27 protein-coding genes and 1 pseudogene are annotated in these 24,019 nt (G+C 57.1%); 14 read left to right on the top strand and 14 right to left on the bottom strand.

Features of this window, described 5'->3' with window-relative positions:
* Window positions 1-94: 94 nt before the first annotated feature.
* Window positions 95-343: pseudogene (locus tag E5K03_RS14555) on the top strand (thioredoxin family protein); the annotation flags it as partial.
* A 21-nt stretch (window positions 344-364) separates the two neighbouring features.
* Here E5K03_RS14555 and E5K03_RS14550 read toward each other — a convergent pair.
* The 3 genes from E5K03_RS14550 to E5K03_RS14540 all read right to left on the bottom strand — a co-directional run bounded on the left by E5K03_RS14550 (window position 365) and on the right by E5K03_RS14540 (window position 2,137).
* Window positions 365-796, bottom strand: a complete 432-nt coding sequence (locus E5K03_RS14550) for an RNA-binding protein (protein ID WP_138007518.1) — start codon at window positions 794-796, stop codon at window positions 365-367.
* A 166-nt stretch (window positions 797-962) separates the two neighbouring features.
* The gene (locus tag E5K03_RS14545) at window positions 963-1,589 is read right to left on the bottom strand and encodes a uracil-DNA glycosylase family protein (RefSeq protein WP_138007524.1); all 627 of its coding nucleotides are present in this window, start codon (window positions 1,587-1,589) and stop codon (window positions 963-965) included.
* A 74-nt stretch (window positions 1,590-1,663) separates the two neighbouring features.
* The gene (locus E5K03_RS14540) at window positions 1,664-2,137 is read right to left on the bottom strand and encodes a DUF5793 family protein (protein ID WP_138007517.1); all 474 of its coding nucleotides are present in this window, start codon (window positions 2,135-2,137) and stop codon (window positions 1,664-1,666) included.
* A gap of 225 nt (window positions 2,138-2,362) precedes the next feature.
* Between E5K03_RS14540 and E5K03_RS14535 the strand changes: the two genes are divergently transcribed.
* The 3 genes from E5K03_RS14535 (at window position 2,363) to E5K03_RS14525 (ending at window position 6,427) form a co-directional block, all read left to right on the top strand.
* Window positions 2,363-3,946: a type II/IV secretion system ATPase subunit gene (locus E5K03_RS14535; RefSeq protein ID WP_394343989.1), complete on the top strand. Its 1,584-nt coding sequence runs from the start codon at window positions 2,363-2,365 to the stop codon at window positions 3,944-3,946.
* Between the two features lie 48 nt (window positions 3,947-3,994).
* Entirely contained in the window at window positions 3,995-6,001 is a 2,007-nt protein-coding gene (locus tag E5K03_RS14530) for a type II secretion system F family protein (RefSeq protein WP_321167634.1), read from the top strand.
* 141 nt (window positions 6,002-6,142) lie between these two features.
* Window positions 6,143-6,427, top strand: a complete 285-nt coding sequence (locus E5K03_RS14525; RefSeq protein WP_138007514.1) for a DUF357 domain-containing protein — start codon at window positions 6,143-6,145, stop codon at window positions 6,425-6,427.
* A gap of 25 nt (window positions 6,428-6,452) precedes the next feature.
* On the opposite strand, the gene cysS is transcribed toward E5K03_RS14525, so the two are convergent.
* From cysS to E5K03_RS14500, 5 genes are all read right to left on the bottom strand, one after another.
* Window positions 6,453-7,934: a cysteine--tRNA ligase gene (gene cysS, locus E5K03_RS14520; protein WP_138007513.1), complete on the bottom strand. Its 1,482-nt coding sequence runs from the start codon at window positions 7,932-7,934 to the stop codon at window positions 6,453-6,455.
* A gap of 82 nt (window positions 7,935-8,016) precedes the next feature.
* Window positions 8,017-8,553 carry a DUF7523 family protein gene (locus E5K03_RS14515; protein WP_138007512.1) on the bottom strand — a complete coding sequence of 179 codons (537 nt, stop codon included), beginning with the start codon at window positions 8,551-8,553 and terminating at the stop codon, window positions 8,017-8,019.
* A 74-nt stretch (window positions 8,554-8,627) separates the two neighbouring features.
* Window positions 8,628-11,315, bottom strand: a complete 2,688-nt coding sequence (locus E5K03_RS14510; protein WP_138007511.1) for a TRAP transporter permease — start codon at window positions 11,313-11,315, stop codon at window positions 8,628-8,630.
* A 4-nt stretch (window positions 11,316-11,319) separates the two neighbouring features.
* The gene (locus E5K03_RS14505; protein WP_138007510.1) at window positions 11,320-11,826 is read right to left on the bottom strand and encodes a DUF1850 domain-containing protein; all 507 of its coding nucleotides are present in this window, start codon (window positions 11,824-11,826) and stop codon (window positions 11,320-11,322) included.
* Window positions 11,827-11,849: 23 nt separating this feature from the next.
* Complete coding sequence (locus E5K03_RS14500; protein WP_138007509.1) at window positions 11,850-12,950, bottom strand: TAXI family TRAP transporter solute-binding subunit; 1,101 nt, start codon at window positions 12,948-12,950, stop codon at window positions 11,850-11,852.
* Window positions 12,951-13,173: 223 nt separating this feature from the next.
* Here E5K03_RS14500 and E5K03_RS14495 point away from each other — a divergent pair, with 223 nt between their 5' ends.
* Both E5K03_RS14495 and E5K03_RS14490 read left to right on the top strand, forming a co-directional pair.
* Window positions 13,174-14,079 (top strand): CbiX/SirB N-terminal domain-containing protein, encoded by a 906-nt coding sequence (locus E5K03_RS14495; RefSeq protein ID WP_138007508.1) that lies wholly within the window; start codon window positions 13,174-13,176, stop codon window positions 14,077-14,079.
* Window positions 14,080-14,082: 3 nt separating this feature from the next.
* A complete protein-coding gene (locus E5K03_RS14490; RefSeq protein WP_138007507.1) occupies window positions 14,083-15,201 on the top strand; it encodes a DR2241 family protein in 1,119 nt (372 codons plus the stop codon).
* A gap of 20 nt (window positions 15,202-15,221) precedes the next feature.
* Here the strand turns inward: E5K03_RS14490 and E5K03_RS14485 are convergent, their stop codons facing one another.
* Genes E5K03_RS14485 through E5K03_RS14470 form a run of 4 tightly spaced genes read right to left on the bottom strand, consistent with a single transcriptional unit; the run spans window position 15,222 to window position 17,910 of the window.
* Window positions 15,222-15,800, bottom strand: a complete 579-nt coding sequence (locus E5K03_RS14485; RefSeq protein ID WP_138007506.1) for a DUF7524 family protein — start codon at window positions 15,798-15,800, stop codon at window positions 15,222-15,224.
* Between the two features lie 58 nt (window positions 15,801-15,858).
* Window positions 15,859-16,659, bottom strand: coding sequence for a DUF5803 family protein (locus tag E5K03_RS14480; protein WP_137198814.1), 801 nt, complete (start codon window positions 16,657-16,659; stop codon window positions 15,859-15,861).
* Window positions 16,660-16,717: 58 nt separating this feature from the next.
* Window positions 16,718-17,386: a DUF2110 family protein gene (locus tag E5K03_RS14475; RefSeq protein ID WP_138007505.1), complete on the bottom strand. Its 669-nt coding sequence runs from the start codon at window positions 17,384-17,386 to the stop codon at window positions 16,718-16,720.
* Window positions 17,386-17,910 (bottom strand): transcription factor, encoded by a 525-nt coding sequence (locus E5K03_RS14470; protein ID WP_138007504.1) that lies wholly within the window; start codon window positions 17,908-17,910, stop codon window positions 17,386-17,388. Before E5K03_RS14470 ends, E5K03_RS14475 begins: the two co-directional genes overlap by 1 nt.
* A gap of 48 nt (window positions 17,911-17,958) precedes the next feature.
* On the opposite strand from E5K03_RS14470, the gene E5K03_RS17325 reads away from it, so the two are divergent.
* Window positions 17,959-18,123, top strand: a complete 165-nt coding sequence (locus E5K03_RS17325; protein ID WP_171006710.1) for a hypothetical protein — start codon at window positions 17,959-17,961, stop codon at window positions 18,121-18,123.
* Between the two features lie 7 nt (window positions 18,124-18,130).
* On the opposite strand, the gene E5K03_RS14465 is transcribed toward E5K03_RS17325, so the two are convergent.
* Window positions 18,131-18,688 (bottom strand): tRNA (cytidine(56)-2'-O)-methyltransferase, encoded by a 558-nt coding sequence (locus E5K03_RS14465; protein WP_138007503.1) that lies wholly within the window; start codon window positions 18,686-18,688, stop codon window positions 18,131-18,133.
* A gap of 115 nt (window positions 18,689-18,803) precedes the next feature.
* On the opposite strand from E5K03_RS14465, the gene E5K03_RS14460 reads away from it, so the two are divergent.
* Window positions 18,804-19,730, top strand: a complete 927-nt coding sequence (locus E5K03_RS14460) for an SDR family NAD(P)-dependent oxidoreductase (protein WP_138007502.1) — start codon at window positions 18,804-18,806, stop codon at window positions 19,728-19,730.
* A 35-nt stretch (window positions 19,731-19,765) separates the two neighbouring features.
* Here the strand turns inward: E5K03_RS14460 and E5K03_RS14455 are convergent, their stop codons facing one another.
* A complete protein-coding gene (locus E5K03_RS14455; RefSeq protein ID WP_138007501.1) occupies window positions 19,766-20,101 on the bottom strand; it encodes a BsuPI-related putative proteinase inhibitor in 336 nt (111 codons plus the stop codon).
* A gap of 464 nt (window positions 20,102-20,565) precedes the next feature.
* Between E5K03_RS14455 and E5K03_RS14450 the strand changes: the two genes are divergently transcribed.
* The 6 genes from E5K03_RS14450 (at window position 20,566) to E5K03_RS14425 (ending at window position 23,906) form a co-directional block, all read left to right on the top strand.
* Window positions 20,566-20,946 (top strand): Hsp20/alpha crystallin family protein, encoded by a 381-nt coding sequence (locus tag E5K03_RS14450; protein WP_138007500.1) that lies wholly within the window; start codon window positions 20,566-20,568, stop codon window positions 20,944-20,946.
* 95 nt (window positions 20,947-21,041) lie between these two features.
* Window positions 21,042-21,794, top strand: coding sequence for a DUF2797 domain-containing protein (locus tag E5K03_RS14445; protein ID WP_138007499.1), 753 nt, complete (start codon window positions 21,042-21,044; stop codon window positions 21,792-21,794).
* Between the two features lie 72 nt (window positions 21,795-21,866).
* Window positions 21,867-22,331 (top strand): hypothetical protein, encoded by a 465-nt coding sequence (locus tag E5K03_RS14440; protein ID WP_138007498.1) that lies wholly within the window; start codon window positions 21,867-21,869, stop codon window positions 22,329-22,331.
* A 43-nt stretch (window positions 22,332-22,374) separates the two neighbouring features.
* Window positions 22,375-22,653 carry a ribonuclease P protein component 4 gene (locus tag E5K03_RS14435; protein WP_138007523.1) on the top strand — a complete coding sequence of 93 codons (279 nt, stop codon included), beginning with the start codon at window positions 22,375-22,377 and terminating at the stop codon, window positions 22,651-22,653.
* 93 nt (window positions 22,654-22,746) lie between these two features.
* The gene (locus E5K03_RS14430) at window positions 22,747-22,992 is read left to right on the top strand and encodes a YhbY family RNA-binding protein (protein ID WP_137198805.1); all 246 of its coding nucleotides are present in this window, start codon (window positions 22,747-22,749) and stop codon (window positions 22,990-22,992) included.
* Window positions 22,992-23,906, top strand: a complete 915-nt coding sequence (locus tag E5K03_RS14425) for a mechanosensitive ion channel family protein (RefSeq protein WP_240730041.1) — start codon at window positions 22,992-22,994, stop codon at window positions 23,904-23,906. Before E5K03_RS14430 ends, E5K03_RS14425 begins: the two co-directional genes overlap by 1 nt.
* The last annotated feature ends 113 nt before the right edge of the window (window positions 23,907-24,019 follow it).

Below are 24,019 nucleotides of genomic sequence, written 5' to 3'. Positions count from 1 at the left end.
CCGTTATTTCTTTAGCAGAACGCGGTATTCCTGATTGAGTTCTGAGAGGAGTCTCTGTGTAGCTTCCACGATCACACTTCATTTGGATAGATCTGACGAGACACAGTCAGTCGCTGCCGAGTACGGCGCGGTGTGTACGCCGGATCCATTCCTCTTCGAACAGTCCGGCAGTGAGTGGACACTTGCGTACCACGGTCAGCTTGACGACGCACTCAGCCCTGACGAGGAGGCCACGGAGTACTACGTCCGCGACGCGATCGAGGCTGTCCTCGCCGGTGCGCAGGTCGAACACCCCGATCGACCCTCGCAGGGGTGTTCGATCAAGTGGACAGAAACGCCCTAACTGACGATCGATTCGCACTCATTACACACTCGTTTGTTCGAGCGCCGTCGTCGCGTTCGCGACTGCCTTTTCGTGTTTTGCTGGGTAGGCTTCGACTTTCGCGCGGAGCGTAATTCCCTCACCGAGTTCGATCGAATCTGAAAAGGCCTGTTGTTTGTCGAGCCGCAAAAAGAACGAACAGTTGTCGTCGATCCGCTCGTCGAGTTCGTCGATGATCGTGTCGATGTTCGATAGTTCGCTCAGTCGGTCCAGGACATGCCGCATCTCGTCGGCGCGCTCGACGCGCGCAGAGAGGATTACGATCCGATCGCCGTGGTGGCCGGTGTTTTCGACGCGATCGAGTGGAAAATCATCAGGCAACACGTTTCGGAGGGCGGCTTCAACCCGCTTTTGATCCTCTGTTGCATAACAGAAGGTCCGCAAATCAATGTAGTGAAAGGGTACACTCGCCATAGGGAGAGAAATGAGCGGCGCGGGCAAAAACGGCGCGATCGAACCTACCAGTTATTCTGAAAGATCGAACCTACCAGTTATTCTGAAAGATCGAACCTACCAGTTATTCTGAAAGATCGAACCTACCAGTTATTCTGAAAGATACAGTCGACAGATCTGTCACCGATCACCGCACAAAGTACGGTTCCGATCCGGCAATAAATCGCCCAAGATCACTCTCACGCCGATAGTCGGTTGCTTGGAGGGTTCGAAGCGCGTCGACCAATCGATCGGCTTCATCATTAGCCCACTTGGCTGGATCGGCAATCGGGACGACAAGAAAGCCACTTCCGCGGATTTCTTGTCCGTGCAGTTGAGCCATGTCGAGAGAGTCGGCCGACCGCGCGGTGTAGTTGGACAACACATGCTCGGTCGCTCGGACGCCAACTGGCAACAGCACGTGGGCGGCGATCGCCCGCAGTTCGGCGTCGAAGAACCGTTCCATATCTGCGTATGCCGCTGCTGTCGGTTCGGTCTCGGAAAAACACATATACAGATACGAGAGAAAGGTCCGATCGACGGTCGGCTCGTCGCCGGCTGATTTGAACAATCCGGCCTCGACGAGGGCCGCCTGAAGCGCCTCGCTCGGTGCAGTCTCGGTGAAGGGAACGCCGGAGTCGATCCCGCCATGGATGCCCGGGTGGTCGCCGATCACGTGAAAGTGCGCGTTCGCGTCGCCGTAGCCGGGGACGTACCGCTCACACGGCGGTTCCATTCCAAAGGGATTCCGAATGCGATTCGTTACGTTTTGCACACAACGGTATGAGCGATCAGTCATAAAATGTCGTCCGATTTCTGTCGATCACCCGATCCCGATCGACACTTGTTTTATAATTCAATTCCTGACGGGATCAAGCTCTGGGAACGGAGGAGATTACCATCTGGATCGTAGATCAAAAACGTCGACTTCTCGTACGTGACGAGCGGTTCGTCATCGACGAAGATTTCGACTTGATAGGTCCCATCGCCGTTTTCAGTACTCGCGCCGTACTCGCGGGTCGCCTGAATGAATTGGAGGACGTCTTCGACAAATTCGTTCAGTTCGAGTATGAAGCTCCCAGTGATTCGGTTGGTAACGCTGACGACGCCCGCTGGATTCTCATCATCGATCGGATCATGGAGCCGGAAGGCAACGTCTGTCTCCTCGTTTGTGAGCAACTCGTTGTCGGAACCAGTTAGCCGGTTGACGAGTTGGGTGTCTGCGCCGTGACAATCGATCCGGACGTGTGGCTGTTCGGGGGCACCGCCCGTCGATACCCATTTGACATGTGAGACGGTCAGGGTGAAATCCTCTCGCCGCATTAGACAATCACACCTTTGGGTTTCTCTGGTATGAACGTAACGCCCACTATCGGAACCATCTCGGTTGGTCGGCCAGTAATTGGTACCTTATCTGACGGCGGTATTTATATATGCTCACTTGTTACAGATAATATAATCCCTAGGGGGGAGGACTGTACTGTGTCACAGGAGACATCTGAGTTGTCAACGGCGCTGTCAGAGCGGGTCCAACAGGCGGCGACAGCTATTTCACGATTTGTTACCGTGGTTGTTAAGTCTGATATCACTGTGTCACCATTCGATCCAGTCCGCGATGGCCCGGTATCGTCAATCCCGATTCCAGACACTGAAACCGAAATCGATCGCTACTGGGTGAACGCCCCATATGTGTACGTCGTGGTCACTCATGACTCCGAAGCGAACGAACGATACTACTATGCTGTCGAGCCAGACTTGGATCAGTTCCAGTCAGATCTGCTTGATCGGGTTCGCAAAGATATCCGAGACCCGTTGTTGTTCCGTGACGTTGATCCAGATACTGCCGAAGCGACAATAAAATCTGAACTTGCGTCACTGCTGCAGACGTATGGTCTCGAGATTGATATGCGGACGTTTTATTCGCTATTGTACTACCTCTTGCGAGACTTTCGCGGCTACGGCAAGATTGATCCGCTGTTGTCAGATAGCCACATCGAAGATATCTCGTGTGACGGCTACGATCTTCCGGTCTTTGTGTACCACGACGAGTACACAGACATTGAGACGAACATCAGGTTCGAAGAGGCGGAACTCGATAACTACGTTATTCGGTTGGCCCAACGTTCCGGCCAGCACATCAGTGTCGGCGATCCAATGGTTGAGGCAACACTGCCTGACGGTTCGCGGGCCGAAATTGCGCTCGGACGCGAAGTGACGCCGCGTGGATCAGCGTTCACCATCAGACAGTATGCCGAGAAACCACTCACCCCGATCGATCTCATCGAAAATGGTACGTTCAGTGTCGAACAGATGGCGTATTTTTGGCTCTGTATTGAACACAACAAGAGCCTCATTTTTGCCGGTGGTACAGCGTCTGGGAAGACGACGTCGATGAACGCGGTATCGATGTTCATTCCGCCGCGATCGAAAGTTCTCACCATCGAGGACACTCGCGAACTCTCGTTGTATCACGACAACTGGCTTTCGAGTGTGACTCGCGAACGCCGTGAAGAGGGTTCGGACATCGATATGTACGATCTCTTACGGTCGGCGCTGCGACATCGTCCTGAGTACATCATCGTTGGCGAGGTTCGTGGCGAAGAAGCAGTGACGTTATTCCAGGCAATGAACACGGGGCACACGACATTTTCGACGATGCACGCGGACTCGATTGAAACGGTCATTAACCGACTCGAAAACGAACCAATCAACGTTCCCCGACCGATGGTGCAATCGCTCGATCTATTATCGGTACAGACACTTACTCGATCGGGTGAAAAGCGTGTTCGACGGGCGAAGACGATCGGTGAAATTGGGGGTATCGACCAGCGGACAGGCGAGTTAGACTACTCGGCCGCCTACCAGTGGATCGCTGCAACTGACGAATTCCGGAGCAACGATAGTCTCATTTTAAATGAGATTCAAGACGAACGAGGCTGGTCACGGGCAAAACTACTCACTGAGATCCGGAATCGACAGCGGTTTCTCCGATTCCTCCGCAAACAAGGGATCACAGATTACAAGCGTTTTACCGCCTTAATTAACGAATACTATGCGGATCCCGAAGGAATCCAGGCCCAAATTACTGAATCAGACGTTGACGTTGAGGTAGCCTCTTCAACGGCCGACTGATCGATGATCCGATATATCCCACTTGTATTTGCACTCGGGTTATGCGGTATGTTAATTGTTCCAGCGATGCACGATCAAGCGAACCTGCTCCTGACTCGATTCTCACTTGCAGTATTTGGCGATCAGGTTCGATCGGGGTCACACAAGCAAAATAAACAGCTTCGGATGAGAGCCGCACATGTGGATACCGCTCACGATGTGTACATCGTGAAGACGCTATTTTTTTCTGTAATTCTTGGTGTTGCAGGAAGTATCATTGGAGTATACGCCGCTGCCGGCGTGTTCTGGGTGTTGGAGTTTGGTGGCGAACCGCTCGCTGCGGCAGTTCCTGATCTGTTCGCACCCGCGATTGCATATCTTCAACTGTCTTCGCTTCGGCCTCGATCGCTATTTGGCCTGTTTGTATTCGCGAGTGCGCTGGGGGCAACGGTATTGGCTGCGGGAACGTACTTCTTGCGGTGGGAACTGCTTGACCAACGGGCATACGCTCGCAGCACAGAGATCGAAGCGACGCTCCCACAAACTGTCGCGTTTATTTATGCGCTCTCAAGAAGTGGAATGTCAATTCCGAAGGTACTAGAGATACTGGCCGAACATCGTGATGTCTACGGGGAGGCTGCAAACGAACTGGCTATTGTCGTGGCGGATATGAATCTCTTTGGAACGGACGTGATCACTGCATTAGAAAACATGGCCCAGTACACGCCTTCCGAAAACATGGAAGAATTTGCAGATAACCTCGCGAGTGTGCTAGCCAGTGGTCGGAACCTATCTGAATTTCTCTATCAGCAATACGAAACATACCGAAAAGAGGCTGCCTCCCAGCAGCGACAGTACTTGGACTTACTCTCGACGTTCGCGGAAGCCTACGTGACTGTGCTCGTTGCTGGACCGCTGTTTCTTATTACGATTCTTGTAGTGATTGGACTTGTCCTTGAGGATACACTCTCGTTGGTTCGCGCCATCGGATACATCGGAATCCCGCTTGGCACCCTCGCGTTTGCGGTCTACGTCGACAGCGTGACCCAGTCGATGGAGGTTCACTCTACCCGTAAACGAGAACAGAACCCGGCTGACAGACGGAGTCAAAACACTAGCAGCGGTACTGAAAGGTGGGCTGACGCGAGAGCACAACTGGCTGCATATGATTCGATTATCCGCATTATTCAATTGGCCCGACAGCCAGGGGAGACAATCGTACGACACCCATTAACGACCACAATTTTCACCGTGCCAATCGGGATTCTATGGGTGGTGTTAAATATAGATTCATTGACGTGGTCATCGCTTGAGATCATTACAGCGGTTGACCAGCCACTCGTTGAGGCGAGCATTCTGGTCCTTGCAGTATACACTATTACATACGAAATTAAACAGCGGCAGCGCAAGCGGCTTGAGGCAGATATCCCTGATTTTCTCGATCGGCTCGCGAGCGCGAACAACGCCGGAATGACTATTCTCAAGAGCTTTCGACGTGTCGCTCACAGCGACCTGGGAACGCTTCAATCGGCGCTACAAAAAACGTGGAATGACATCCAGTGGGGCTTGGATATCAAATCTGCGCTTGATCGACTCGACCACCGATCGAATTCGCCAGCGGTGACGCGGGTTGTGGCTCTCGTTGGCAACGCAATGGAGACAAGCGGTGATATCGGCCCAGTTGTATCTATCGCCGCCGATCAAGCGAGAGCCAAAGAACGGCTTGAAGCTGAGCGCCGTCAGGAGATGCTGACGTATCTACTGGTAATTTACATTTCGTTTTTAGTCTTCTTGGGGATTATTGCGACGCTATCACTTTCGTTCATCCCTGCAGTCGAAAGCGCATCGAGTTCGTTAAGTGGTGGATCTGATCTGCCCACTGGCGTGGGGATCACTCCCTCATTCGGGGATGTGAATACGGAGTCGTACCTGACAATATTCTATCACGTCTCCTCGATTCAGGCGATTTGTTCGGGCCTCATCGCGGGGCAATTAGGAGAAGGGAGTATTCGCTCTGGCACAAAACATGCTACAATTATGCTTGTGTGCACATATGTCGTTTTCTTAATTATTTGAGATATGTCGTTTTCTTAGTTATTTGAGTATTCTTTGTTCTATCTTGAAGTCCAGCGGGTGAATTCAGAGACGCTTAGCCAACTCTCTATGGAGCGTCTTCCAATCGATATTCCCTTTGGATCGCCGTGGCTACTGTGAGGTATGCCCGCTGAACTTGACGAGAAGACCGATCGCTACGAGACAATGCTTGCGGACGCACTGACGCAGGCGAGCGCAGTCGCTCCCTCGGGAACACCACTCGGAGACGCGGCGGCAGACTGTCGAGAGATGGCCGAGTCGTATCTTGAAGATGGGAGACACTTTCGATCGAGCGGCGATCCGGTAAACGCGCTCGCGTCGTTTTCGTATGGCTACGGCTGGCTCGATGCCGGCGTCCGGTTTGGGTTATTTGAAATTCCATCCACCACCGAACTGTTTACAACGTAGCGAGGAATTCCACGCTGCAGCCGGATCACGGGAGTCGGTATGTCGGGCCGTCCGCGCTGTCTTGAACCTCGACGCCAAGGTCTGACAGCGAGTCGCGCAGTTCATCGGCGCGATCGTAATTACCGGCCTCCCGTTCTTGTTCTCTGACTGTTAAAACGAGTTCAACGAGATCATCGACGATCGAGACGTCGCCATCCGTGACGCGATCAAACTGAAACCCAAAGACAGCTCCACCCAGCGTTTCGATCGTCTCAACAGCGCGCTTGAGCCCACGGTAATCGTATGCGTCGCTCTCGTCGACGTGACGATTAATCGCTGTCGTCAATTCGAGTAGCGACGCGATCGCCTCGCGCACATTGAAGTCATCGGACATTGCTGTCTGGAAGTCCGATTGTGTCTCTTCGACAGCAGTCCGTAGCGTCTCGTCGGTAGCCTTTGTTCGGGCATCAACCGAATCGAGTGCCTCACGGGCAGCCTCGTACCCCCGTTCGAGGCGTTTCCACCGCGCCTCTGCCTCGGTCATTGCATCGATCGAGAACGTTTGTTTTGAGCCGTACTCCGTTGAGAGATAAAACGCTCGCAGGACGTTCGGACCGAACTCCTCGAGCGCCGCGGAGACCGTGAAGAAGTTTCCGAGGCTGGAGCTCATCTTTTCGCCCTTCGTTTCGAGTAATCCGGTGTGCAACCAATACTTTGCGAACTGCTTGCCGGTCGCAGCCTCGCTCTGGGCGATCTCGTTTTCGTGATGCGGGAAGACGAGGTCGTGACCGCCGACGTGAATGTCGATCGTCTCGCCCAGGTGCGTCATCGACATTGCCGAACACTCGATATGCCATCCTGGACGGCCTTCACTCCAGGGAGAGTCCCAGATTTCTCCAGTCGGAAGTTCGTCTCCGTGGTCATGTTTCGCGTGCTCGCGGATCGCATCGGGTGAGACGCCGCCAGCCTTCCACAGTGCGAAGTCAGCTGGATTGCGTTTTTCCGATCGTTCGTCTGGCTCTCCCTGGGCTTTGAGTTCTTCGACCTGTTGATTCGAGAGATTCCCGTAGGCATCGAACTGTGTCACATCGAAGTAGACTGAGCCGTTGGACTCGTAGGCGTAGCCGCGATCGACGAGCGTTTGGATCAGTTCGATAATTTCGGGGATGTGTTCTGAGACCCGCGGATACACTGAGGCACGCTTGAGGTTGAGCCCACGCATGTCATCGATCGTCGCCCCAGTGAAGTGGGTTGCCACCTCGGCTTCGGTCTCGCCGAGGCCGTCCTCGCCGGCGCGGGCGGCGATCTTCTCGTTTACGTCAGTAAAATTCTCCACGTGGGTCACGTCATAGCCTTCGTGCTCCAGCCAGCGGTGCATCACGTCCGCGTGAACCCACACCCGCGCGTGACCAAGGTGTGCGTAATCCGAGACCGTCAGTCCGCAGACGTAGAGCAATACGGCGTCGTCAGTTACCGGCTCAAAGGCTTCGCGTTCTCCCGTCAGGGTATTGGTCACGGACTGCGTCATCAGCCAGCGGTACTGCCCGCATCCCGAATAAATCGTCGGTCTCTCGTCGATTCGATCAACCACAGCCGCCAGGTGCGTTCGGTCAGGTTTGGTGGGTTTCTGCCGCAGATTCGATGAGTCGAAGCGTATCGATCGCCTCCCGACGCCCAACCACAACGACAGCGGTCCCATCGGTGGCTTCGGTTGTGTCTGCATGCGCGAAGCCAGCCGCGATCGGTTCGATCGCTGCTGTGTGGAGCCGCGAGAAGATCGTTGCAAAGAGCGCTGAATCGATCGCACCCGTGCACACAAGCGCAGTTGCGTCTCCGCCAGAGGAATCGATGACGGTGCCAGCGACCGCCCAAAGCGTTGCGTCCGCTGAGACTTCGGATTCTTCGTCACGATCGGCATCAACAACCGAAACTCCGCGCTGCATCCGAACGGTCACGGACCGTTCGTCCGGTTCAATTGGATCGAGTTCGGCTGCGTACCGTCTGAGGGCAGCGGCGATCGCCTCTGATTCGCCGTCGATATCGAGAACCTCTGCGGCTGCGGTGTAGTTCACAACTCCTGCCCTGAGCGCGCGGTGCAGAAACGGCGCGCTTTCGACGGCCGATCGTGTTTCGGCTGCGACATTCATGCGTGGCGGTTGGGTGGCGATCGCATGAACGTTACGGGAACAAACTGAGGAGCGTTGAGACCGATGGTCGGCGACTACTCCGTCCCGACCGCTCGATCGTCAGTCGTCGACCCCGCGGTCGCCGTTTGGCCCCGGTTCCGCACGATCAGTGCGACCAACAGAGCTCCGCCAACCCCCCGGAGAACAAGATCGGATGTAAGCGTGTTCAACGCAACATCAACCCCAGCGACCCCGAGTGTGGTCTGGGTCGGCAACAGGATGAGCGCCGGTACCATGAGCAAGATCGACGCGACAGAAAACAGCGCCCGATCGATCCCTGAGACTTCGCTGTCGTAGTAGCCGATGATCGTAATGCTGAGCGCCCAGACCCCCGCAAAGACGCCGATAATCGGAATCAGTACCTCGGGGATAAAGAAGCCGATATCCAGCATATCGGAGAGCCCGATGACGGTCCACTCACCGTCGACGTATCGTAACAAAAGCACGCCGGGGGCGAAAATGAACGCAAAAGGCACCATTATTTTGTTCAACGACAGGAGGAACGCAGTCACGCCTGTCTGGAATTCGTCGGCCTTTGCGACGCCAGCGGCGGCGTAGGCCGCAACCGCGACTGGCGGAGTCACGTCGGCCATCAGCCCGAAGTAGAGGATGAACAGGTGTGCGGCGAGGATCGCCACGCCGAACTCCTCTAAGGCGCTGCCGAGCATCGACACGAGAAGGATGTACATCACAGTCGTCGGCATACCAAGGCCCATAACGATCGCTGAGACGCCAGCTAAGAGCAGCATCACTACGAGCGACTGACCACTCACTGTGAGGATAAGCGACGTGAGGTTCGGGCCGAGCCCGCTCACGCTGATAACGCCGGGGATCACGCCAGCCGCAGCGACCGCGATGACGACCGTGACAGCGGTTTTCGCGCCCGATTCGAGCGACTTGAGGTTGAACAGGAGGAACTGGTATACTTTATTCGACGCCAGCGACGATCGACCGAGCCGATCGGCCGTCGAATTGGCCGCATCCGTGACTGCGTCGTCGAACTGTAACAGCGGCGCATCCTGACGAACGGTCGCCGCAACTCCGATGAGGCTGACCCCAAGGACGATCAGATCGAGGCTCCCAATAGCTGATCGAGCAGCTTCTGTGATGGGAAGTGCGGTTCCTGTATCGCCGGTAATCGCCGCAAGCACGCCGACGCCGACGGTCGCGTACGCGGCTGCCTGTAGTGCGGTCACAGCGGCAATCGATGCGACCAACGGAATTTTCGTGCGCTCGTTGTATGCCGTAATGAACGCGATGAGGCCGACGACCGCGACGATCGTGTACCACCCAGATCGACCGACAGATAAGCGAAGCCCAACGAGGTAATACAACAGGAGGGCGATCGGCAGCAAGTAGAACCAGCCGGTTTTCAGGAGGGCTATTGGCGAATCGAGTTCGGATCGATCAAGGCCGCCAATACCGTGTCGGCCCGCCTCGAAGTGCACCATCACCCACATTCCGAAAAAGAATGCGATCGCCGGAACGGCTGCAGCAACGACCACATCATTGTACGCAGTGCCGGTGAACTCGACAATGAGGAACGCTGCGGCACCCATGACTGGCGGGAGGATTTGCCCGCCCGAGGACGCCGAGGACTCGACTGCCCCGGAGAACTCAGGGGAGTAGCCCGATCGTTTCATAAGCGGAATCGTAAATGCGCCGGTGGTGACGGTGTTCGCGATCGACGATCCAGAAAGCATTCCCATAAAGCCAGAGGAGACGACCGATGCCTTTGCGGGCCCGCCGCGGCGTGAGCCTGTTAGTGAGTACGCAAAGTCAATAAACCACTTCCCAGAACCAGACATCTCTAAGAACGCCCCAAAGAGGATGAAAATATAGATGAATCGGACGCTCACTGAGACTGGTGTTCCGAAAATTCCGACGGTGGTAAACCACAGATCACGGATGATCTCGAACCACGTGAGTTCGGGGATGGAGAAGATCCCGAGGTATGGCGTTCCCCGGGGAACAAGATATCCCCACCGCGCGTAGGCGATGAATCCGGCCACGATGGCCATGAGAAACGCCCCAAGCGCACGGCGGGTCGCATCGAGCACGAGGATGATACCGATCGCCCCGATGATGATCGCGTAGGGGACCTCCGTGACCGGGATTCCGATCGCCGAAATTGCTGCTGCGGGGAGTTCAAAGATCGGATACACCTCGTCGATGGATCGACCTAACCGCATACCGCGAGCGCGCATTCGACGGATCTCATCGAACTCCTGAAGCATGTACAGCGGCGTCGAAAGCGTTAGCAGAATGAATCCGTAGTCGAGTGGTGTGATTCGCGAGCCGGTTGTGTCGACGACGAGCCACCGAATTGCCCCACGGATGCGAGCAAGAATCCGCTCGACGGAACTCCCTCCGCGTTCGGCGATCCGATCGGCGAGTACGCCCCCGCGCCGGAAGATCGGGCCGTCGCCCCACGTTGGGGGAAACAATAAAAACGCCAATACGAGTGCGAAGGCGACGTGGACCGCATTGACCTGCAGCGGTTGCAGTGAGAACACCTGGTACTGCACATCGAGAAACGGCACGTTGATCCGCCATGTCGTGCTTCGCGCGGCGATAATTACTTGAAAAAGCGAAAAGATGATGCCGATCACCGCGATCGCAACCGCGAGCACGCCGCGAGGCGACCGTTTCTTTTCTATTTCTGCGAGCAGTTGTTCGCTGTCGACTTCGTCGGTATCAGTGTATGTGTCCCCGGTTGACATGCTATTAAGCTCCGTCCATCATGGTAACCGCTATCGGTACTGTTCGGTCCACAACGTATATGCGTACGGTTTTTGTTTCCGAGTGCGCTGAGAGCTCGTAGGTATTGCCGTTAATTTCGAGTTCGTGGTCGGCGATTGATGACCCCGGCTGGATGTATAACTCCTTGAGGTGGACGTTCGGTTCCGCTCGAAACTGTCCGTCGTCGGTTTGGGTAACGTCTGCCTGTGCGGGAAGTCCAGCACCATACGAAGAGAACACGATTTCGGTATTGACGAGTTCGCTCTCGTTAACGACGTAGCGCTCGACTACGAGCGATCGCTCGACGCTGTGGGTATACCGAAGTTCGATTTCTGTATCATCAAAAACCGGCTCCACAATGAGTTGTTCTCCATCCGTCGTCTCGACAACGATCTCTTGGCTCGCGATCGCAAACGGGCCGGCAGTCACAGCACCGATCGAGACAATAAGTACCACGACAACAGTAACCCCGGCTCGAAAAGCGGTACTCATAAGATGCGCAGACGCTCTATTTCTTACTCGAAGTAGCGCGCTGCACCGTCGTGCAGTTCGATCGACATCCCGTCCTGAGCGGTGTCGACGTTGATGAAGTCGGTCTTGATGGACAGACTATCGGTGTTGTCGAAGATCGCTGCGGTAACCTCCTCGACGATATCGGCGTCGTACTCCTCGCGGGTCGCAATCATCGCCTGCACCGAGATTGTGTTCACGTCTTCGTCGATGTCACCGTAGGTCCCCGCCGGGATCGTGTCCTCGGCAAACCACTCTGCGCTGTCGAGGAGATCACCTCGGGTGTCCTCGTCGATGTTGAGTATCTCGATCTCGGCTGTTTCGGCGAGATCGGCGATCGCGCCCACTGGCCATCCACCGACGACGAACGCGGCATCGATATCGCCGTCGCGAAGTTGGTCGGCCGCACCGTCGAAGCCGTCGTTCTGCTCGGTGAAGTCGTCGGTAGTGAGTCCGACGGTTTCGAGGATCTGCAGCGCGTTGACCTGGGTTCCAGATCCGAGGTCGCCTGTGTTGACCGTCGCCCCCTCAAGATCCGACAGTGAGGAGATCTCCGAGTCTGGGTTGATAACGATGTGAATCGTCTCCGGGTACAGCGTCGCGACACCGCGGAGATTCTCGACGGGAGCACCCTCGAACACGTCAAGGGATTCTCCGTTGCGTGCGAAGTACGCGATGTCGTTTTGAATCATCGCGAAATCGGCGTCGCCAGACTCAAGACTGCCGACGTTCTCGACGGATGCACCCGTTGATTGGACCTGCAGGGTGTGTGGCGTGTTCTCTTCAACGGTCGTCTTGAACTCGTTCGAGAGCGGGTAGTACGTCCCACCGGTGCCGCCGGCGTGCCACGCAATGCGCTCGCCTTCGTCGTCACCGTTGCCATTGCCGTCGTCACCATTGCCGTTTCCGTCGTCTCCGTTGCCGTTTCCGTCGTCTCCGTTGCCATTTCCGTCGTCGCCATTGCCGTTTCCGTCGTCACCGTTGCCGTTGCCGCCGTTACCGTTACCGTCGCCGGTACAGCCCGCAAGGCCAATGAGTCCGGCCGCACCGATCGACTTGAGCACGGTACGACGCCGTCCGTTAGTAAGTGTGTCGTCAGTAGACATACAGATGATATATACTGCATCAGTTGTATAAAGCCTTCTCTACGAATCAGTGAATATCTTGGATACTACGTGCATTGATACGTAATATCTAACAGACAATCACAACGTTGTGTTCCAAAACCACAAGATATGACAATTTCTGTCACAGTGTTGTTTTGTGATGTATTCACAAGCGTATCCACAACGCCGAAGTTCCTAAACAGTTGCCGGACTAACCACGCGTATGCAATCGCTGGTAATCGTCGCACATGGGTCACATTTGAACCCAGATTCGAGCGTACCGACACACAACCACGCAGACACAATTCGAGCAGTCGGCGCGTTTGACGAGGTACGGACCGGCTTCTGGAAGGAAGCGCCCTCCCTCCGTGAGGTGTTGCGGACGGTCGAGGGCGATGAGATATACGTCGTTCCGCTGTTCATCAGTGAGGGATACTTCACTGAACAGGTTATCCCCCGCGAACTCCGCTTGGACGGTTGGGACGTTTCCGAGTGGGACTCTGACGGGCTGAGTGCTTCTCACACTGTGTTGACCGCGACAGATATCGACCGCGAGGTTCACTACTGTGGTCCTGTTGGGACCCACGAGGCAATGACCGACGTGCTGGTTCGTCGCGCAGAGTCGGTCACCGGTGATCCAGATGTCGGCGACGGATTCGGCTTTGCGGTCGTCGGCCACGGGACCGAGCGCAACGAAAATTCCGCGAAGGCGATCGAGTACCACGCCGATCGGATCCGCGAGATGGATCGCTTTGACGAGGTCCAGGCGCTGTACATGGACGAAGAGCCCGAAGTCGACGACGTCACCGACTACTTCGAGAGCGAAGACGTCGTGGTTGTTCCGCTCTTTATTGCAGACGGCTTCCACACACAGGAAGATATTCCTGAGGACATGGGGCTAACCGATGATTACCGAACCGGCTACGACGTCCCTGCGGTGGTTGACGGCCACCGAATCTGGTACGCGGGTGCAGTGGGTACGGAGGGCCTCACGGCGGACGTGATCCTCGAGCGTGCCGAGGAGGCTGGGGCGTCGATCGGCAATGCGCTGGAAGCCGTCCGCGAGCGGACGCGATCGACTGGAACGAGCGATTCGGCTGGCTCGAACGAGCCGGCGATGGGGGACTGAATGATGACTGCAGACGACGTGGTGCTTTCGGCTGAGGTCTTTGAGGCGTTCCGCACGGCGATCGCCGACGGCCCGATCGACTTCGACGATCTGTACGCCCGTTACGACCACGAAACCGAGCGCTTCGAGTTCGAAACGACAGAAACCACGCGAACCGGGCTCTCGGAGGCCGGACTCCACGAGGCCGCCGAGGAGTACGCCTCTTACATAACCAACTGGTGGTTCGTCTCGAGTGTGCTCGACGATCGCTCCCCGGACCGGGTTGGCTTTGTTCGCTGGCTCGAGGCCGCCTCTGAGCATTCGGTACCAGCGCGGTACGACGCGCTCGCTTCGGGCGTGAGCCGCTCGTGGGGCGAACTGCACATCACAGCAACGATCGACGAATTCGGTGACCGATCCTATGAGCTTCGCCACGAAGACGACACAAACGTGTCGGCCGATTCGCTTGACGCACACAGCAATCCGCTCGACGCCCGTGAGATTGGGACGTTTGACGAGCGGGATCGATACCGGCCGCTTCGGACGGCCCCATCGTTGCCGACCGGCTGGGTCTTTTCAGATCTCTCTGCGATCGAGGTGTGCGAAACCGTCGACACATTCTATCCCGCAACGATCGCAAACTGGTATCGCGAGTCAGACGGAACTCTCGATATCGATCACTGGCGCGACACCGCCGAGCGCCAGACCGGGATTTACGGCATTATCGACGAGCTCGACGAGGCCGCAGTCAACCGGATCGCGGCCTCCTGTTGTGTGGATAGCCAGTGTCTGAAACGACGCGAATGGGAGTACGACGCTGAGACCGAGCTCGCTGCTGACGGCGGTAGCGGTGTTTTCCCGTGCCGAGAGCCGTGTTCGCTCGTTGTCGCGGCGGCCCGCAAGTGGACGACACTCGAACGCGAAGAGCCGCAAACCTACGAGTTTGAACTCACGCCGAGCGAGAAAGAACAGCTGGAAGCACTGATTGATGCTGTTGCGGACGATCGGACCGACGATATCCGCGAGGCGGATGTATACGAGGGTGCAAACCGATATCGAGCCCGGTACCTTCGCGAGAAACGGATCGACGAACACGGCAACCTCTCTGGGACACCAACGCACCCAGAGGAGTCAGAAGAGTAGCGCCTGTTTCGGCCAATCGGTCACCACGTCGTTGCCAGTACGATCGCTCCAAGAACGCCAGCTAACACGACGATTGCGCCGACTAGCACGACCGCACCGCCGATCGAGAGTGCCAGCCAAAGCGCCAACGCGACGGCGACAACAGCGAACCCAAGGAGAACTGGAGAGATCCCACCGAGGCGCTCGGAAATCCCTACATCAGGGGTCGAACGCCCCGTTTGTTTTGGCTTTGGTTTGGGCTTCGAGAGCCGCTCGTCGACCGGGATGCGATCGCCCGCGGTCTCGTTCGCCTCGACTGTGAGGTTGACATACGTCGCATCCGCACCGTGCCCGGAGACAACCTTGAGCTGACCAGACACTTCGTGGACCTTCGGCGTTACGTCGATCGTCAGCTGTTTTTCTGCGCCTGCCGGCAAAAAGTGGTTGTTTGTCCCGATCGAGGCGACCTGTGAAAGCGGGTCATCGAGGTGGAGGTGCACGTGGACCGCTTCGCCGTGATTTATGAGTTCAACAGTAAATGGGCCGTCTACAGCAAACGCTGACCGGGTTTCGATCCCGTGGAGCGATTCACGACTCAGGTCGATCGGAAGGGTGCGCACATGGTTCGGTTATCGTCAGACAGCAAAAAGGTTCAGGCCGAATCGACGACTGGACGACTCAGCGGTACGGTGGATCGCGCTCGTCGTCCTCGTCGTCTTCCTCGTCATCTTCGTTGACCTTCAGACCCATAGAGACCCGTATGTCGTGTAGTTCGTCAATCTTCCGACGGTAGTACGACAGGCCGACGATGGCGATCGCGGTCAACAAGACCACAGCCCCACCAAAGATGAGCAGATCACGCTCGCGGTAGGATTGGACCGTGATCGAGCCGCCGGAGACATCCTCCCAGTAGAGGTGCAACTGCCCGTCGATCTCTTCTTGTTCGTAGTTTCGAGGGACGACGTTGCTGAAGAGGAAGAAATCGAGGCTGTGGCCTTCAGGGAGAACGACCTCGTAGGATCCCTCGACGTATGCGGGGATACTGAACCGCCGAGGGACCGCACTGGCAGTAATGCCAAGCTGTCCGTCACTGTCTGGAACCGTTACAAAGACCTCGTCAGTCGTCTGTTCGAACTCACCACCGTGGGCTTCGATCTCGGTCCCATTGAGTACGGTCCCGTTTTCGTAGCGGTACCGGACGGCTGAGATATCGAGCGGTCCCTCAGTGCCCCACTCTTCGGGACGGTACAGCCGGAGTTCATCGCTCGCGTTGACCTGATACACTGCCTGAAACGACGAGCCCTGAACCGTGATATGGGCGTCTCGATCGGTGTCCCAGTTGTACGGTTCGGCGGGCTCGCGATCGATCGCTTCACGAGAAACCTCGCCGCCGCCGGTTGCCCACCCGAGACAGCCGGCACTAACGGCGAGTAACGCGACGACGAGCGTCGCAAGCACGAGGCGTCTATTTGGGGACATGTGAACGCGGGATATCAGTGTCGGTGTCGGTGTCGGTTTCGGTGGTTTTGTCTGGGTGTCAGTCGGCAATCACACAGCGCAGTTCAGCAGGGACGTACGCTCCGATCGACGCTAAGAGCCCCGGCGGGTCAGTGCTTTCGGTGCACACGATACTCTGTTCTAAGAGCCCTAGCCGTTCGACAGTTACGATGTCCTGTGCGTGCCCAGCCTTGTTGACCGTTGCGCGGACTTCCCCGCGCGTGGCGCTGTTGACGTTCACCCGGCCGGTTCCGCGGGTCCACTCGAAGAGGCGATCGCGCTCTTCGTCGGCCAGCCGCGAGGGCTCGCCGTAGACGAACGTCATTGGGAGGTGCTGAACGAGTCCAAACCGCTCTTTGAGTTGCTCGGGACTGCCTGTTCCGAGACCGAGTTCACTCGCTGGAATCAGAATTTCCCTGCCAGCGTCGAGGACAAACCCCTCCGAAGACCACCCTTCGAGCGTGCCAACGTACGTTTCGCCGGCCTCGAAGTGGTCGGTGATTTCGCTCCACTCTGCACGGAGGGCATTGCGAGCGATCGTTTCGTCCTCCCCCGAAAGAGTCACCGACACAAAGTCGTCGTGGCGAACACCGATATCGAAGTCGACATCGAGATCGCCGATAGTGTTGTCTACGAGCGACTGGAGGCTTCTTAGCGCGCGATCGCGCGCGTCCCCTTCGACGTAGCACTTGGTTGCGAGGACGACCATCAGCCGGTCACGTCCACGTTGAGTTCCTCACGAAGCTCGTCGATCCGTGTCTCCATTGCCTCAACGAGCATGCTGTTATCCATCGACTCCAGCGGCGAGCCACACTCAGGACACTGGAAGCCGAAGTCCATCGCCTCACCGAATTCGAAGCGAATCGAACACACCTCACAGAGGTAGAATTCGTTCGTCTCCTCGTAGTCTTGGCGAGCTTCGAGCGCGTCTAGGAGGCGATACATCTCGGATTCGAGGTTTTCCGGGATATTCTCGTAGTGGAACGTCCACAGATACGTGAGCCATCCCGAATCTTCATCTCGGACCCGCCGGTAGGAGGCCAGGTCGTTCTCATACAGAATGAAAAGCGCCCGGCGCACCGCGTTGAGCTCGAGATCGAGCTTTTCGGCGAGTTCCTCGTCGGTGACTTCGCCGTCAGGCGGCGCAGCCGCAACCGGCATGCCTGTCGGTCCAACAAGTTCGTGGAGGTACTTTTGGATGACAGGATCGTTCAAGAGACCCTCAAAAGCCATTGTTATATTCACGGCCGTCGTTTCGTTTAAACCCACCGAAAGTGCAGTTTGACACCACTCGGAGGATCGATCGGCGCTGGCTTTACTCCACAGATCGGCGCTGGCTTTACTCCACAGATCGGCGCTGGCTTTACTCCACAGATCGGCGCTGGCTTTACTCCACAGATCGGCGCTGGCTATACACCACTGCTCGGCGCTGATCCTCGGCTGTGAAATCCGGTTACTGATCGGTATGGTTCGTCGACTCTGTGGGAACGACCTTTTTTCCCGTCGATTGTGGAATCACTCGACGGTCGGCGTCGACCCACTCGCGATCGAGTTCGTCGCCCTCGAAGAGCCGATCTAAGAATACAGCCAACCCGGCGACTTCCGAGTGCGGTTGATTCGTCACGGCAACGTTCCAGTCGGCAGCCTCGTACACCTCGAAGGGCACCTTCTCGCCTCCAACGACAATCAGTAGCGGCCCCTCTTGACAGTCGCTTCGAATCCCCGACTCGACCGTCTGTATCGGCTCGCCGTACATCGTCAGGTGGACAACAGTTCCGTCGAATCCACGGACGATCGACCCTATCCCCTCGCGCAGTTCGACGTCGAACGGGCCGCCGAAGCGATCGGTAATATCCTCGACAGTCGCTTTGGCTTGGCCAGCGTTGTCCGGGAGAATTACCCGATCGGCACCCAGCGCTCGAGCGGTGAGGCCGACGTGTGTCGTCATCCTGTCGTCTCGGCCGGGTCTGTGGCCATATCGGAGGACGACGATCTCGTGTTCTGTCTGCATGCCTGTGGGTTAGACGGCGATCGGTTGGCGCTTTCGATCCGGACGGCACCGCCACACCGTACACCTCGCCTGTTTTGGCGGTCGGTTCTTTTGGCTCCGATACCTACCTATTGCAATGACAGCGTCGAAAGCTGAGGTTGGGGCCGGTGTCGCCGACGTAGCGCTTGATGGACAGACTGCACTCGTGACGGGCGCAACCGCTGGAATCGGCCGCGAGACAGCCCTCGCGCTGTCACGGCTTGGTGCGCGGGTGTTTATTCACGGTCGAGACCGGGACCGCGGCGAGGCCGTGCTCAATGAACTCCCTGGCGACGGCACATTCATCCCTGCGGACTTCGCCACGCAAGCCGGTGTCACGCGGCTGGCAGAAGATGTACGGGCGCAACTGGAGGGAGGCACGATCGACATTCTCGTTCACAACGCCGGTGGCTGGTTCACCGACGGACAACTCACCGGCGACAGAATTGAGTACACCTTCGCCGTCAATCATCTCGCGTCGTTTCGGCTCACCTACGAACTGTTCGAGGCCCTCGCACCGACTGCGCGGATCGTCATCGTCTCCTCGGAGGCGCACCGGCAGGGATCGCTGGATTTCACTGGACTCCGAAGTGTCTCGAACTACCGTAGCTGGAATGCGTACTCACGATCGAAACTCGCCAATGTGTTGTTCGCCCGTGAACTGGCCGATCGACTCGACGCTGCCGGCGAATCGATCACTGCAAACGCCCTCCATCCGGGCGTGATCCCAGGCAGCGGCTTCGGTCGACACGCACTTGCGCCGCTCCGCGGACTCATGTCTGCGTTCGGTTCGATCGCCGCTAAACTCCCGGTGCCAGGCGTCGATAGTGTCGTCGAAGGCGCAGAAACCTCCGTGTACCTTGCCGCGTCGCCGGCGGTCGAGGAGGTTTCCGGGAAGTACTTCAAAGACTGTGCGATCGAGACGCCAGCTCCGCAGGCTCGAGACGACGCGACGGCCGATCGGCTGTGGCAAATTAGCGAGGAGTTGTGCGAAATCGAGTGGCCGCTCGGCGTGGACGCCTAACGCGGTGTCGAGAGTGTAGCCGAACGGATTGAGCGTCATTCGTCGATCGTGAGTTCGATCGTGGCCTCGACGTCGTGAGTAGTCGCTTCGAGACGGCCCGTAATCACGTACTCGCCGGGCGTTGGATCCTCCCAGGTGCCGGTGTACGATCGGCGTTCACCGGGATCGATTCGGTCTGTCGAAAGTGCCATTGTGAACATCCGCCCCTCTGACCACTGCCAGACGATATCTCCGTCTTGCTGGGCGGTGAACTCTGCTCGTTTCCCCGACGAAAACGAGAGTTCTTCGGCCGTCTCGCCGACGTTTTCGATCGTGAGGACGAACTCATAGCCAGTTTCGATCGGTCTGACCGACAGTGTCGGTTCGAGCATTCGAGTATGTTACCCGGCCAGCTCGAATAACAGTTGGTGGCATCCGCACCCACGATCGCTCACTGGATCTGTTTTTATTGAGAGCCGTGGATGTTTATTTGTTCGTAGGACAGGTCTGATCCACAAAAGCGCAGTCGCTCCCGATCGGACCCACAATAATGCACAGGTATCCAATCGGCTCGAAGAGACTACGTACTGTGTGTATCGAGCAGTGCCCCGCATTTGGCATTATAGTAGCGTTTGCAATTATTTTCCCACTTCGATTCAGGAACTGCTGGTTCACGCTCTCTCGGACTACATTTCGAGATGGCTGTTGCAAAGAGTTGCAAACGTTACTATAGTTTTCGATTGTATCCGAGTTTTTCGCTAATTGCATTTGCTAGAATGTCACAATCCACCAAAAAACACACAAAATTTAATAAGAACCGCAAACAATTATGAGATGAGTTCGGAGGTGACCAGCAATGGCACTCCCGACAACACCAGCAAGCAGTTGGATCGGCAGACAAGGAACCCCAAGCCGACTGTTCGAAGGCGCGTTCGACTCACTTGACGACTACGAACTGTACGAAGAGGACGGCGAGTTCGTCCTCTCGATCGACATGCCAGGGTTTGACCCCGAGGAGATCACCGTTGCCTGGGACGACGGCATGTTGAACGTCGCTGCCGAGCACGTTGATGAGGAGCGCGATCGCCGCAAAACCTACCATCGACGGTTCCGGTTCCCGAAGGCGATCGCCGAAGACGAGGTGGCCGCCTCCTACAGAAACGGCGTGCTTGAGGTGACGCTTCCGCTCGAACCCGAGGCGACGACCCTCGGCACCGAGATCCCAATCGAGACCTGATCGGTCCCGTCGGTTCTGAAGCCCAAGTTGCCGGTTTCGCTCATTTTTATCGGGAAATCGCAAGCTAATAGCCGACCGATCGCCTATCCGCTTTTGTGCAGATCGTCGGCTACGACACCTTCGATGGCGGCCTCTATCTGAGCAGCGCGGAGGGACTCGAATACATCTCACTCGACGCCGGCGACGAACTTTCCTACGCGCTTGGCGAGCGCCACTGTGCTGGGACGATCCACGACGATCGCCATATCTCCTGTTCGAACGCCGACGCCCCGTACTGTGCAGATCACCGCGATCGGTGGGTGTGTGCGCTGTGTACCGGCACGTGTCTCAAAGACGAGATGGACTGTTACGACGACCACGCGATCTACCTTGCGGCGTTTGCGCCAGACGAGTTCAAGATCGGCGTCACAAAGCTGTGGCGCCTCGACACCAGGCTACGCGAGCAGGGCGCCGATCGGGCCGCTCACATCCGAACAGTCGAGAACGGTCGAATCGCCCGCGAAATCGAAGCGGAACTCTCCCAAACAGTTCCCGTTCCCGATCGGGTTCGAGTTCCCACAAAGCGACGAGGGTTGCACCGATCAGTCGACACCGATGCGTGGAACGCGCTGTTGGCGGGCTTTTCGTCGATTAATACTTACAGTTTCGATTACGGCTTTGTGCTCGACACACGCCCGATGACTGAGACGATGGCAACCGGAACTGTCGTCGGCACGCAGGGTCGACTGTTGGTCTTAGAACGCGGTGGTTCGACGTACGCTGTGGACATGCGCGATCTCGTCGGCTACGAGGTGACTGAGGATCGACAACACAAACAGCTTCAGTCAAGTCTTGGCGTTTTCGGGTGACGAACCCTTTTCAGCGCACCTGTCGCGATCGGATGAACAACGGTTTTCCGGCTACCGGCCGAACCCGCTCGTATGGCTGAAGACGATCCAGCTGACGATCGCGAGGGTGACGCATCAACTGGCGAAGCTGAGGATACTTCTACAGAGCCCGAAGAGACTGCCGGAGAGTCCGACGACGGCGAAGAGAAATCCTTCCGCGAGCGGGTTGAGGAGATCCGCGAACGACGCGCCAAAGAACGCGAGGAGGGTGGCGAAGGCGGCTCGCCAAGTCCCGAGGAAATGATGGGCGGCGGTCCAGGTGGTCCTGGTGGCATGGGTGGCGGTGGCAATCCGTTTGCACAGATGATGAGCGGCATGATGGGCGGTGGCCCAGGCGGAGCCGGTGGTATGGGTGCCGGTCCCGGCGGAAGAGGCGGCCCCGAGGAGGGCGGCTCTAACAACGAAGAGCTCGTGCGTGAGGTCAGACAGCTCCGCGACGAGGTCCGCGACGCCAACCGCGAGCTTCGCCGGATCGCCGACGCACTCGAAGACGACTGATCCGATCGGACGTACCGATGTGGATTACAGACTGTGTGGGCGCATGACGATCGCCGAAGAGCGGATAGACCGGCTTGCCGAATTGGCCCGCCAAGCGTCGATTGACGGCGAGTACGATCGATCGCGCGAGTACGTGCGACTCGCACGGCGGGTGGCCGAACGGAACCGCTGCGGACTCCCTCGGCGGTTCAAGCGGTTCACCTGCGATGACTGTGACGTCTTTTTGCGGCCTGGACGCAACGCCCGTATCCGGCTTCAAGACGGCCACGTTGTTGTCCGCTGTGACTGCGGTGCGACGAAGCGGTACCCGTATCGAGTGTAAACCGAACTGTACTGTGTCGATCGCTACGGGCTAACACCTCGCGATCGAGACAAATCCCGAAAGTACAACAACGTCGGCCTAGTATCGTGGTGTATGACCAAGGAAGCACTCCGCAAGGAGGCCCACGACCTCGACGTCACCGTTTGGGTCGGGAAGGCAGGCATCGACGCGGTTACAGACGAACTGAAAGACCAGCTGAACGATCGCAAACTCGTGAAAGTCAAGTTCCTCCGGGCAGCCCGTGGTGGAACGACTGTTGATGAACTGGCGAGTGAGCTCGCCGACGCAGTCAGTGCCGAACTGATCGAAACCCGTGGCAACACGGCGGTGTTGCACTAATGGCCGGGAGTCCGATGCAGGTTGACCCGACGGAAGTCGATCCGTCGACGGCAAGCACACCACTCGGCGAGGTGTTACTCGAGTTCGGTGTCCCGTTTGGGGATCTTATCGGCGCTGGAGTAACGTTCCTCGTCGTACTGTTTGCGATCTACCTCTTCGGCAAAATCGTTATCATTCCAATCGTCGATCGATTCCTCAACCGCTACGGTCTCGAGCCGCACGCTCGTCGTCCGCTCCAGAAGATCACGACAGTTATTGTCGTCTTCATTGGACTCGGAATCGCCTTCGGCGCCGCCGGCTTCGGGAACCTCTTGCAGTCGGTGGCGACGATCGCCGCGGCGGCAACACTGGCGATCGGCTTTGCTCTGCAGGACGTGATCAAAAACTTCGTGGCGGGTATCTTCATTTTCGCCGATCGGCCGTTCAAGATCGGCGACTGGATCGAATGGGACGGCCACTCTGGCATCGTCGAGGACATTAGCTTTCGCGTCAGCCGCGTTCGAACCTTCGACAACGAACTGCTCACTGTCCCAAACTCGAATCTCACCGACGGCGTCATCAAAAACCCGGTCGCAAAGGAGACACTCCGGCTGAAATTCCTCTTTGGCATCGGCTACGGCGACGACATCGACAAAGCGAGCGAAATTATCGTCGAAGAGGCCGAAGCACACCCCGAGATCCTCGAAGATCCGGCACCTTCGGTCCGACTCACAGAGCTTGCAGACTCTTCGGTCGGCCTCCAGTCGCGAATCTGGGTTGACAATCCGAACCGATCGGATTTCGTCAAGATCCGTGCGGAGTACGTCACCTCGGTGAAAAAGCGGTTCGACGAGGAAGACATTGAGATTCCGTTCCCACAGCGCACGCTCAGCGGGGACGTCGAGATGGCTGCGCCGCCCGAGATCGCCGACTGACCGCTGTCTCAACACGCTGCGGTTTGCAGCAAACTTCACACACTGGCGCTTGCAGCGATCGTCAGACGCTACTATTTGACGACAATCCCCACACATCGACAACTGGCAGACAG

The organism is Halalkalirubrum salinum (genome assembly GCF_005543295.1).
GTDB lineage: Archaea > Halobacteriota > Halobacteria > Halobacteriales > Haloferacaceae > Halalkalirubrum > Halalkalirubrum salinum.
The sequence above is the reverse complement of the archived record's forward strand: the minus strand, read 5'-3'. Positions and strand labels throughout refer to the sequence as shown.